Source organism: Bradyrhizobium acaciae, assembly GCF_020889785.1.
GTDB lineage: Bacteria > Pseudomonadota > Alphaproteobacteria > Rhizobiales > Xanthobacteraceae > Bradyrhizobium > Bradyrhizobium acaciae.
Window position 1 is genome coordinate 1 of record NZ_JACMYK010000199.1, and the last position, 11,436, is coordinate 11,436.

At 64.3% G+C, this 11,436-nt stretch carries 11 protein-coding genes; 5 read left to right on the top strand and 6 right to left on the bottom strand.

Translation table 11 applies throughout. The annotated features are described in order from the left end of the window. On the bottom strand, window positions 1-613 hold a 613-nt coding region (locus H8A92_RS37480), incomplete at its 3' end, for an alanine racemase (RefSeq protein WP_229200281.1). 71 nt (window positions 614-684) lie between these two features. On the opposite strand from H8A92_RS37480, the gene H8A92_RS37485 reads away from it, so the two are divergent. Beyond that, window positions 685-1,608: a LysR family transcriptional regulator gene (locus H8A92_RS37485; RefSeq protein WP_229200282.1), complete on the top strand. Its 924-nt coding sequence runs from the start codon at window positions 685-687 to the stop codon at window positions 1,606-1,608. A 16-nt stretch (window positions 1,609-1,624) separates the two neighbouring features. Here H8A92_RS37485 and H8A92_RS37490 read toward each other — a convergent pair whose 3' ends face one another. Beyond that, a complete protein-coding gene (locus tag H8A92_RS37490; protein WP_274613567.1) occupies window positions 1,625-3,703 on the bottom strand; it encodes an acetoacetate--CoA ligase in 2,079 nt (692 codons plus the stop codon). Between the two features lie 152 nt (window positions 3,704-3,855). On the opposite strand from H8A92_RS37490, the gene H8A92_RS37495 reads away from it, so the two are divergent. Further along, window positions 3,856-4,857, top strand: coding sequence for a glycoside hydrolase family 3 N-terminal domain-containing protein (locus H8A92_RS37495; RefSeq protein ID WP_229200284.1), 1,002 nt, complete (start codon window positions 3,856-3,858; stop codon window positions 4,855-4,857). Between the two features lie 93 nt (window positions 4,858-4,950). After that, window positions 4,951-5,133 (top strand): hypothetical protein, encoded by a 183-nt coding sequence (locus tag H8A92_RS37500; protein ID WP_163157422.1) that lies wholly within the window; start codon window positions 4,951-4,953, stop codon window positions 5,131-5,133. A gap of 97 nt (window positions 5,134-5,230) precedes the next feature. Here the strand turns inward: H8A92_RS37500 and H8A92_RS37505 are convergent, their stop codons facing one another. Continuing rightward, window positions 5,231-5,662: a hypothetical protein gene (locus H8A92_RS37505; RefSeq protein ID WP_229200285.1), complete on the bottom strand. Its 432-nt coding sequence runs from the start codon at window positions 5,660-5,662 to the stop codon at window positions 5,231-5,233. Between the two features lie 570 nt (window positions 5,663-6,232). On the opposite strand from H8A92_RS37505, the gene H8A92_RS37510 reads away from it, so the two are divergent. Beyond that, the gene (locus H8A92_RS37510) at window positions 6,233-6,841 is read left to right on the top strand and encodes a helix-turn-helix domain-containing protein (protein WP_229200286.1); all 609 of its coding nucleotides are present in this window, start codon (window positions 6,233-6,235) and stop codon (window positions 6,839-6,841) included. A 25-nt stretch (window positions 6,842-6,866) separates the two neighbouring features. Here H8A92_RS37510 and H8A92_RS37515 read toward each other — a convergent pair whose 3' ends face one another. The 3 genes from H8A92_RS37515 to H8A92_RS37525 form a co-directional block, all read right to left on the bottom strand. Then, window positions 6,867-7,115 carry a DUF4175 domain-containing protein gene (locus H8A92_RS37515; RefSeq protein WP_163157416.1) on the bottom strand — a complete coding sequence of 83 codons (249 nt, stop codon included), beginning with the start codon at window positions 7,113-7,115 and terminating at the stop codon, window positions 6,867-6,869. Window positions 7,116-7,272: 157 nt separating this feature from the next. Further along, complete coding sequence (locus H8A92_RS37520) at window positions 7,273-7,992, bottom strand: Crp/Fnr family transcriptional regulator (protein WP_229200287.1); 720 nt, start codon at window positions 7,990-7,992, stop codon at window positions 7,273-7,275. A 195-nt stretch (window positions 7,993-8,187) separates the two neighbouring features. After that, window positions 8,188-8,898, bottom strand: a complete 711-nt coding sequence (locus H8A92_RS37525; protein ID WP_229200288.1) for a Crp/Fnr family transcriptional regulator — start codon at window positions 8,896-8,898, stop codon at window positions 8,188-8,190. A gap of 557 nt (window positions 8,899-9,455) precedes the next feature. On the opposite strand from H8A92_RS37525, the gene H8A92_RS37530 reads away from it, so the two are divergent. Then, window positions 9,456-11,054 (top strand): flagellin N-terminal helical domain-containing protein, encoded by a 1,599-nt coding sequence (locus H8A92_RS37530; protein ID WP_229200289.1) that lies wholly within the window; start codon window positions 9,456-9,458, stop codon window positions 11,052-11,054. The last annotated feature ends 382 nt before the right edge of the window (window positions 11,055-11,436 follow it).

Consider the following 11,436-nt stretch of genomic DNA (forward strand, 5'->3'; position numbering starts at 1 on the left):
CGACCGCGGCGGCGCGCTCCTGCTCGGCGGCCTGCTCGAGCGCTGCCACGCTGCGGCAGGAATAGGATTCGCCGGCATGCGCCATGACGCCGCGCAACTCGGCGTCGCCTTGATGCAACGCACGGCCGATCTCGATGAGAAGCGGATCGCGCGCACCGACACCGGCGCGGTGGCCGTCGCAATCGATCTCGATCAGCACGGGAATGCGGTCGTTCGTCATGCGCGCCATCGTGGTGACGGCGGCCGCCTGCTCCATGCTGTCGAGCACCACGGACAGGTCGACGCCCTGCCGCCGCAGCGCAGCGACGCGATCGAGCTTTTGCGGCGCGATGCCGACGGCATAGAGGATGTCCTTGACGCCTGCCGCGGCAAACACCTCCGCTTCCTGCAGCGTGGAAACCGCGGCCGGGCCGCCTGGGCCGTCCATCACGGCGCGTGCCGCCACAATTGATTTCGCGGTCTTCAGATGCGGGCGCAGCGGCATGCCGAGCCCCGCCAGCCGCGTCTTCAGGCGCGCGATGTTGTGCAGCATCCGGTCTTCGTCGAGCACGAGGCAGGGCGTCTCGATCCCGGCGAGGGGATGCGTTGTTGTCGGAACCGGGGCTGATGACATGCGGCGAGACTAATGTTTTCCATGATAAGCGCAATTTACCGGAGGTCACTCTTATATTAAGTCTGGGCTTAATGATCTCGACTGACGACATCCGCTTCTTCCTGGCCATCGCTGCGGCCCGCTCGCTGGCGGCTGCGGCGCGAGCGCTCGACGTGACGCCATCGGCGGTCTCGCAGCGGCTGCAGAGCCTCGAGCAGCGGCTGGGCGTTCAGCTGGTCGGCCGTTCGGCCCGGCGGCTGACGCTGACCGATGAGGGCGAGCTGCTGGTGCTGCGCGGCGGCGCATTGCTCGACGATGCGACGGAGCTGACGGAAGCGCTGCAGGCGCGTCGCGGCACCATCTCGGGCCATCTGAAGATTCGTGCGCCGCTCGGCTTCGGGCGCCGTTACATCGCTCCGGTCGTTGCGACCTTTCAATCCCGGCACCCCGACGTGTCCGTCGAGCTCGATCTGTCCGATCGGCCGGGGCGCGCCGCTGTCGGTGCGTGGGACGTCATGATCCACATCGGCTCCCTGCAAGATTCCACGCTTCGCTTGCTGCGCCTCACGCCAAACGAGCGCATCCTCTGCGCCTCGCCGTCCTATCTGAAGCGCCGCGGCACGCCGTCGCGTCCGCAGGATTTGCGCGGGCATCAATGCATCGCGCTGCGCGAGAACGAGGAGGACGTGACGCTCTGGCGGTTCACCCGCAAGCGCGCCGGGTCGGAGCCCGATGTCGTCAGGATCGAGCCGATGCTGTCGAGTAATGACGGCGAGGTCGTGAAGGCCTGGGCACTGGCAGACCACGGCCTGATCGTCAGGTCTGAGTGGGATGTTGCTGGCGATCTCGCCGGTGGCCGGCTGGTGCGCGTCCTGCCGAACCATCGCCTGCCGCCGGCCGATATCGTCGCGTTGCTCAATCCCGGCCGGGGCGGGCGGGCGAGGCGCACGCAGGCCTTCGTGGAGCACCTGCGCGCGGCCCTCGCGCCGCCGCCATGGCGCAGCAGGCTGCGCTGACGGATGGTGCGATCGCTTACGCCGCGCCGGCCTGCTTGCTCAGATAGGTCTTGGCAAAGTCGAGATACCAGTCGAGGCACCCCGGATTGGCCATCGCATCGCGGTTGATGACCTTCTCGATCGCGTGGCCGAGCAGCAGCTTCTTGACCGGCAGCTCCTGCTTCTTGCCGGACAGCGTACGCGGAATTTCGGCCACCACGAAGATGTCGTTGGGCAGGAATCGGCGCGACAGCCCGGCCTCGACCGCCTTGTTGATCTTGGCCTTCATCTCGGCATCGAGCGCAACGCCCTCGCGCAGCACCACGAACAGCGGCATGTAGCTGTCGCGGCCGAGATATTCGAGGTCGACGACCAGCGAATCCAGCACCTCCGGCAGCGCCTCGATCGCCGAATAGAGTTCGCTGGTGCCCATCCGCAGGCCATGGCGGTTGATGGTGGCGTCGCTGCGGCCGTAGATCACGCAGGAGCCGTCGGGATTGATCTTGAGCCAGTCGCCATGCCGCCACACCGGGCCGCGGCCGGAGCCGTCGAAATTGTCGGGGTAGGTTTCGAAATAGCTCGACAAATAGCGCGCATTGCCGGGATCGTTCCAGAAGCGCAGCGGCATCGACGGTAGCGGCTCGGTGCAGACCAGCTCGCCGACCTCGTCGATCACCGCGCGGCCCTGCTCGTCGAACGCCTCCACTGCGCAGCCGAGCAGGCGGCATTGCATGATGCCCGGCGTCTGCGGCAGTTCGCGATTGCCGCCGATGAAGGCGCCGGCGAAATCGGTGCCGCCGGAAATATTGGCCCACCACATCTCGGCCTGCGCCGCGTTGCCGTTGCGTTTCGACAGCGCGGCAAAACGCTCGTTGAACCAGGCTTGCGTGTCGGCTGAGAGCGGCGAGCCGGTCGAGCCGAGCGTGCGCAGCGCCGAAAGATCGCCGACATCAGCGAGGTCGATCTCCGCCTTGGTGCAATTGGCGAAGAACGCCGCGCCGGCGCCGAAGAAAGTCGCCTTGGCGTCGGCGACGAAGCGCCACAGCGTGGTCCAGTCCGGCTTGTCCTTGGTGCCGCCGGGACTGCCGTCGAAGATGCAGCAGGTCGTGCCGTTGAGCAGGCCGTTGGCCTGACAATTCCACATGATCCAGCCGGTCGACGAGTACCAGTGGAAGCGTTCGCCGAACGAATTCGGCTGATAGCTGCAACCGATGTCGTTGTGCAGCGTCGAGAGCGGCAGCGCCACGACGATGATGCCGCCATGGCTGTGCAGGATCGGCTTCGGCAATCCCGTCGTGCCGGAGGAATAGACGATCCAGAGCGGGTGATCGAACGGCAGCCATTCCGGCTCGAAGGCGTCGATCTCCGCGCTCTGGCCGGCGAGGATGGACGACAGCCGTGTCTCGGACTGCGCCGCATCGCAGTGCAGGATGACGTGCTGAACCGTCGGCAGCGCGCGCCGCAGCTCCTCGACCACGCCTTGCCGGTCATGGCGCTTGCCCGCATAGGTCACGGCGTCGCAGGCGATCAGCACCTTCGGCTCGATCTGCTTGAAGCGGTCGATCACCGCGGGCGCGGCCATGTCGGGCGCGCAGAGGCTCCAGATCGCACCGATACTGGCGGTCGCCAGAAACGCGATGATCGTCTCCGGAATGTTCGGCAGGTACGCCGCGACCCGATCGCCGGCGCGGACGCCCCTGGCCTTCAGATCCAGCGCAAGAGCCGCCGATTTGCGCTGCAGCTCCGGCCAGCTCGTCTCCGAAAGCTTGCCGTCCTCGCCGCTCGCGATCAGGGCCGGCAGCCCCGCGGCATGCGCCGGCGCGACATGACGGAAGACCTGGCGGGCATAATTCACCGAGGCGCCGGGAAACCACACCGCGCCCGGCATCTTGCGCTCGGCGAGCACCGCCGAATGCGGCGTCGGCGAGCGCAGATCGAAATAATCCCAGACGCTCTGCCAGAAGGCGTCGATCTCGGTGACCGACCAGCGCCGCATCGCGTCGAAATCCGCAAACGCAAGGCCGCGCGTCTCCTTCAGCCATTGCCGGTAAAGGGCCATTTGCGGAACGTAAGGTGCTGTCATGGGCGGTTTCCGACGTTTCTTGTGCTGTGGCATGCGCGATCCGGCATGCGGGCGTGTCTTAACATAGTGACGCGAGCACGGCGAACGCAGTCGAGCAGCAAGCTGCGTCATATTCTTACCGCCGCCACGGCGTGCTATTCCGTCGATAGAGGCTGATTCCATGTGTATTCGATAAGCGAGCGGCGATGTCGGTCGGCGAACTCTTCATCCTCGGTTTCCACGGCAAGGTCATTCCGCCTTGGCTCACGGAGTTTGCCGCGCAGTTCGGGCTCGGCGGCGTAATCCTGTTCGATTACTCGTGTCAGACCCGGCAATACGACAACAACATCACATCGCCCGCGCAGGTGCAGTCGCTCTGCGCCGAGATCGCTGCGCTGCCGTCGCAGCCGCTGGTCTTCATCGACCAGGAGGGGGGTCTGGTGCGCCGGCTCAAGGATGGCCTGGGCTTTCAGCCGCTGCCGAGCGCGAAGGATTTCAACCGGCTTACACTGGCGGAAAAGCAGACGATCCTGGCTGCTTGCTATGCCGAACTGCGCCGGCTCGGCATCCGCTACAATTTCGCGCCCGTCATCGACGTCGATGACAACCCGGACAATCCCAACATCGGCAAGATCAAGCGGTCCTATTCGTCCGACATCGGTGAGGTCGAGGCCAATGCCCGTCTGGTTGACGCTGCGGCGCGGCAGGCAGGCGTCGGCCTTTGCCTGAAGCATTATCCGGGCATCGGCGGCGCGGACGTCGATTCTCACCTGGAGTTCATGGAGATTTCCGTCGCGCGGCGGCCGGAGCAGGAAGAGCTGTTCACCACGCTGGCCCCATGCATTTTCGGTGATGCGGTGCTGGTCAGCCACGCTATCGTCCGGGAGTGGGACGCGCAGCATCCGATGACGCTGTCGTCTGCCGGGATCGGCCGGCTTCGCCGCCGCCTGCCGGAGACGTTGCTGATCACCGATGACATGCAGATGCAGGGGTTGCAGAAAGCGCTCGGCACGAGCGCGGCCAGCCTGCAGTCGATCGCTGCCGGCATGGACATGATCTGCATCGGCAACAATTTGCTCGACCAGGAGCAGGAGATGGCCGGCATCGCCGCGGCTGTCGCGGGTGCAGTGCGGGACGGATCGCTGGATCGGGCCGCGGTGCAGCGCTCCATTGCGCGGGTGCAAACGCGCAAGGCACTGCTCGCCTGATTGCGTTGAACCAATTTTTGCGCCGGCCGACCACAAGGAGCGGAACCAAATTCCATTACCGCGATTTAACAATGACGCTCATCGGGGCTAACCATGAAGATGCTCAAGCGTCTCTTCCGATTGACCTGGCTACGCCGCGACGCCCGCAGCTCGGCCGACGTCCCGCCTGCCTCCATCGATCCCGACGAATTCAGCCGCCTGCTTTGCAGCGGGCGCCGCGAGGATTTGCGGACACTGGCCAAGCGGCTGAGCCAACGCTCGCGGGCCCACGCCTAGTGGTGCATCGGAGCGAGTGTGAGCCGGTTCTGATTGAACCAGAACCGGCAAGTCCGGCGCGCGGCCGTGGCTTCAATTCCGATCTCGACGCGATCCGTTATTGCCTTGCCTTGTCGTGTTTGCCGATCCCGACCGCCTTGTAGTCATAGGTCGGGTAGAACTCGGTGTGGTAGGCGCCCCAGGCGCTGCTCTCGATGACACGGTTGACCTCGCGCAGCCGCGATGCCGGCAGCCGCAACGTCACCGCCTGACCGATCCCCATCATCACGTACCAACTGACGATCTCGACACCTTCGGGCGGAAACGCCTTGTAGAAGCCCTGCCGCTCAAGCTGCGCGTTGAGTTCGCCGAGTGGGCGCGACTGATCATGCTTGAGGAAGATCGTGATCATGATCTCGTTGTCGGATGCCGGCGTTGCATCGCCGGCCGGCGCGGTCTGGGCCTGTGCGCCCGTGCTGAACAGCAGTGCTGCGGCGAGCGCCGCAATCATCATCCAGGATCCGTGTCGCCCGTTCCGCTCTCGCTTCATCGTCGCGCCCTTTTGTTGTTGATCGAGAGGCGGCGATCATTGCGGCGAGCGCCGGGGCTGTAAATCGACATTCGCCTGACTTGGTCCAGATCCGATGCCGGTGGGCCGATGTGAACCGTCTCATACGCGCGGGCTCCAGCGCGCGGTATGCCGATGCCATCCCGATGCCCGGAGGGATGATCGATGACGACCCGGCGAATGGCGTATTGGTGGTTCAGGTTCGTTCTTTCGGGGCGGTTCCTGGAGAAGTTCCTGCGGTTGCGGCGTCCTTGATGTCCAAGGCGCTGTGCGGATCCCGGCGCTTTGCAACCTGAAACCCGGGAGTGTGGGACGCACTCGGGAGAGCCGGGGTCGGTAAATTCCCACCTGCGATTGCCGCCGGGATGAAATGACCGGCCAATCCCGTAAGAATACTGTAATTCGACTCAAATATGCGAGATTCGTTGCCAAATCAGCGGCAATCTGCGCCTGCTCGGCAGGTCGGGGCCCGAGGTCACAGTTGCGTCACCCGTAGTTTTACGGAGTCCGTTGTTAACGCGGCCACAAGTTCACCTTTGGTAAACCATACTTATGACGCAACACGACAACCGCGCCGAGGCCCGCCTTCCCACATGGATGGGTGGAACCGCGACGCTCGAAACGCCGCCGCCTGAGCTTCAGGGCGCCGCTCCGCCGCGACCCCAGGTGACCGCGGAGACCGGCGCCGCGATCGTCCGCCAGTTCAACGGGCCGGTGACGGCGTTGCTGCTCTATATGAATGAGCTCAAGCAGCACAGTCAGCAGTTCGCGCACGCGCCCGGCAACGGGGTCTATCTGCGGCAGGTGATCGAGAACGCGCTCGAGCAGACCGAGCGGGTGTCCGCGATGCTCAAGCAGATTTCCGACATCTATCCGAACGCGCTTCCAACCACCGATCTCAAGCCACCGGGCGACGACAAGCCGGCGGGCGCGCGATCGCCTGACGTCATGTTCGCGCCGGAAGCCGGCCGCAAGCCGCTGACCAGGCGCGAGCGTGAGGTGCTCAGCCTGATCAGCGACGGCTATTCCAACAAGCAGGGCGCGCTGCGGATGAACATCAGCCCGCGCACGTTCGAGAGTCATCGCGCCGAGGCCATGCGCAAGCTCGGTGCGCGCAACACCGCCGACCTCGTCCGCAAGGCCTTGTTGCATTCCGCCTGAGATGCCGGTTCGCCAGAGCTGATTGTCAGAAATCGTCTTCCGCGGCGAAGCACAGGCGCGGCGCGGGCCGCTTGGCCGGCGCAGCTGTCTTCGGCTCGTCCGGAACGATCGTGACCACCCATGCCGCCGTCGCGCCGGACCTGCTTTCGACGATCGCACGCACGCGTCCCGTGACGGTCGCACCGGCGGACCGGATGGTGGCGGGGCGGCCGTTGAACTGGGCCATACGGAAGCGCCGAGCCTCCTTCCGGTCGGTCGTCTGATACGTGAACATCGGCTCCCCCGTGTGTTGATCCGACTCTGGGGATTCAGCGTTATCCGACGGTGAAGATCGCACGCCGTAGAAGTACGGCTTGAGCGACGGTTAGAGCGCTTTCGAGCCAAGCGGGGACCGGTTCGCGTGAAGAAAACCCGTCAAAATCAATAAAAGTCTAGCGGCCGGCTTCCTGGCAACTCAGCAGCCCCGCATACTGCGCCTTCACCGCGGCGTAGCATTCGCACGCGGTCCGGATCAGTCCATCCGCGTTGGTGATCTCGATGTGCCCGCGGCTGTAGTGGATGAAATTGGCCTGTTGCAAGGTATGCGCGACCAGCGACACGCTGTTGCGGCGTGCGCCGATCATCTGTGCCATCGCTTCCTGCGTCAGGACGATCTTGTTGCTGCCGGAGAGGTCGCGTGTGTGCAGCAGGCAACGCGCCAGCCGCGACTCCACGGTGTGCGCGGCGTTGCAGCCGGCAGTCTGCTGGACCTGGGCATAGACGGCGAGCCCATGCCGGATCAACGTCGCGCGCAGCGTCGGGCTCTGGCCGGCAGCCGCCCGCAACGGCTCGAGCTCAACCGTCGAGGCGAGGCCGGGCACCAGCACGGTGGCGTTGTTCAAGACGGGCCCTTCGACGAGCGGGGCGAATGCGCCGTAGATGCTGTCGTGGCCGACCATCGCGACCTGCACGCGCTCGCCTCTTGCGAGCTTGACCACCAGCGAGATTACGCCCCTGTGCGGCATGTATGTCCGCTTGAGCATCTCGTCGGACTCGGTCAGGACGGAATCGGCGGCGAGGTCGACCGTCCGCAGATGCGGCCGGATCAGGTCGAAATCACTCTCCGACAGCGACGACAGGAATCCGTTCGGTGATCGCGGAACTTTATCCAAAGCAACCTCCTGCCTGCCGGCAAAGCTTGTCTCTGGGCCTCAGGGCTAACGCGTGCAGCGGGACGTCCCTGCAACTTATTCTGGCATGTCTGGGTTCCAATGGAAACATATCTTGGTTCCATTAGGAATACGGCTATCGCCCGCGTGATCACGTTTGTGTTGTCAGGCCGGTCAGCACAGGTGCGGCGCGCCCCGTCAATCTTCCGGCCCGATCAATTGTTCGGCGTGCGCCTTGACTGTCGCATAGCATTCACACGCCGCTTTCCGCAGGCCGTCGATATCGGTGATTTCGATCTGGCCGCGGCTGTAACGCAGGATGCCGGCCTGTTGGAACCCATGTGCGACGATCGACACCGCGTTGCGCCGGACGCCGATCATCTGCGCCAGCATCTCCTGGGTCAGCGGCAAGGCCTCGCTGCCGCACAGATCGCGTGCGCGCAGCAACCAGCGTGACAGCCGCGCCTCCACCGGGTGGGAGACGTTGCAGGCGACGGATTGTTGCGTCTGCGCCATCAGTGCCTGCTCATAGAGTGCGACCAAGGCCCGGAAATCCGCGCTGCGATTTGCAGCCTCGCGGAAATCTTCCGCCCGCAGCATCGACGCGGTGCCCGGGACCACCACGATCGCGTCGGCGAGCGGCGGTCGCTCATTCAGGGCGGCGGAACCGCCAACGACGCCGTCGCGACCGATGGTTGCAATCTCGACAGATTGCCCGTCGGTCAGATTGACCATCATCGAGACCACGCCGCTGTGCGGAAAATAAACCCGCTGCACCGGCGTGCCGGCATCGGCGAGCGCGGTTTCCTTGGTCAGGTCGACGGTTTCCAGATGGGGATGAAGTTGCGCGTACTCCGTGGAGGGAAGTGCTTGCAACAGACGATTGGGCGGGCGCGTTACCGCGGTCATTGGAGCTCCTGCCGAGGGCGGGAGCACTACAGTCTCGCATCACCTACTCTTGGCGTGTGGACCGCGAACATAGCTTGCCTGTCCAATTGCACAAGGGTTGTAGTGCGAACCTTATACCCTCTAGGGGGCAGACGGTTGGCATCGCATCGGCCTGCGCGGCGATCTCGGTCGATTCGAAAGGCAGGCATCGCAGACGATACGGTTGCGGCATTGTCTCGCATTTGTTGATTTCCATTAACTCTAAACGATTCCCGACCACGTCTGGTCGTGACCGCTATTTCGGTTTTCGAAGCATCCGGCCGGCAGCGCCAGGATGCGGCAAGTCTCGCAAATGCGGGGACAAATTCGCTGCGGCGACATAGACCGCGGTGGCGGATACGCGCCGTGACGCCGCGCGTTTGCGTCGGCAGCCGTAGTATTACCGGCAAAGCCGTTCTGGGTATTTGTACGGAGCAGCGCTTTAACGAACGGGTAGCGCGGACGGACCAGTGTGGCGTGGGTCGCCGTGTGAAAGTTACGGCGTCGCGTCAATCGTGTTCATCCAGAAGGGTATCAGTATGTCCGGCATCGTTCTTTCAGCATCGGTCCGTCAGAATCTGCTTTCGCTGCAGTCGACGGCCGACCTGCTCGCCACCACGCAGAACCGCTTGTCCACCGGCAAGAAGGTCAACACTGCTCTCGATAACCCGACCAACTTCTTCACGGCGCAGTCGCTCGACAACCGCGCCAGCGACATCAACAACCTGCTGGATGGCATCGGCAACGGCGTGCAGGTGCTGCAGGCCGCCAACACCGGCATCACATCGCTGCAGAAGCTCGTCGACAGCGCCAAGTCGGTCGCCAACCAGGCGCTGCAGGCCGCGGTCGGCTTTTCGCAGAAGTCGCAGGTGACGACCGCCACGATCACCGGCGCCACCACCGACGATATCCGCGGTACCGCCACCTACAGCAATGCCACCCTTGCTGGTACGGTCGTCAACAACAATCTCTCGACGCCCGTGCCGGTCACGGCCGCCACCAAGCTCGTCACCGCGGCCAACTCTGATACGCTGGCGGCGACCCCGACCGGTGTCATCAACGTCAACGGCAAGACGATCTCGTTCTCGACCTCGCAGACCACGTCGACGACCGACTCGGCCGGCAACGTGACGCTGGGCACCGGCGCCGGCAGCAACCTGACGGTCGGCGACCTGCTCACCGCGATCGACGGCATCACCGGTGCGACCACCGCCTCCACCGTGTCGGCCGGCGCGCTCCATATCAGCACCGGCATCGCCCAGGATCTCAACATCTCCGGCGCCGGGCTGGCCGCTTTCGGTCTTACGGCCGGAACAACCGCACGCACCGTGGCGACGCCGTCGCCGCTGGATGGCTTGACGCTGACGATCGGCGCGACCGGCAACGGTACCGCCACCAACATTACGTTCGGTAGCGGCGCTGGCCAGGTGAAGTCCCTCAACGACCTGAACACCCGTCTGTCGGCCAACAACCTGCAGGCATCGCTCAGCGCGAGCGGTGCGCTCACCATCAGCACCACCAACGATGCTGCTTCCGCGACCATCGGCACGATCGGCGGCACGGCGGCCGGCGCCGGCAAGCTGTTCAACGGCTTGGCGGGCAGCGCCCCGGTGCAGGATCCGGGTGGCCTGTCGAACCGCGCAAACCTGGTCAACCAGTACAACAACATCCTGGACCAGATCACCACGACTGCCCAGGACGCCTCGTACAACGGCATCAACCTGCTCAATGGCGATCAGCTCAAGCTGACCTTCAACGAGACGGGCTCCTCGACGCTGAAGATCCAGGGCGTGACCTTCGATGCCTCCGGTCTGAACCTCACCAAGCTGACCGCCGGCACGGACTTCATCGACAACGCTTCGGCCAACGCCACGCTGAAGACGCTCAACAGCGCGAGCGGCCTGCTGCGCACCCAGGCTTCGACCCTCGGTTCGAACCTGTCGATCGTGCAGATCCGCCAGGACTTCTCGAAGAACCTGATCAACGTGCTGCAGACCGGCTCGTCCAACCTGACGCTGGCCGACACCAACGAGGAAGCGGCCAACAGCCAGGCGCTGTCGACCCGCCAGTCGATCGCGGTGTCCGCGCTGGCGCTGGCCAACCAGTCGCAGCAGAGCGTTCTGCAGCTGCTCCGCTAAGCGTAGCCGCGACAGACATCGAATAGCGGGGCGGCGGAGGAAACTCCGCCGCCTTTGCTTTGCGTGCGCTTGACCACTTCAAGGGATTCAACCCATGGGCGATCGCGTTGTGATGCAACGGGCGTCATGGTCGCGAATGTTTCGCCGGACTTAATGGCCGCTCGATCGTATTTGGTTCAAATTGCGATGACCGGTGGAACGGGCTCTTTCCCGTCCGGGTGGTAAGGGCCTGTCCTTGTGAGACTGACCGTGATGTCGTGATGCGTCGTCCTTGACGAGCTTCATCGTCGGTATTTGCACGGACGGCAAAATTAACGTCGCCGTGAAGCCGGCCAAGTTATCGATGTGAGGCGAGCGTTCCGTAGCACCTTGAGGGGACCTA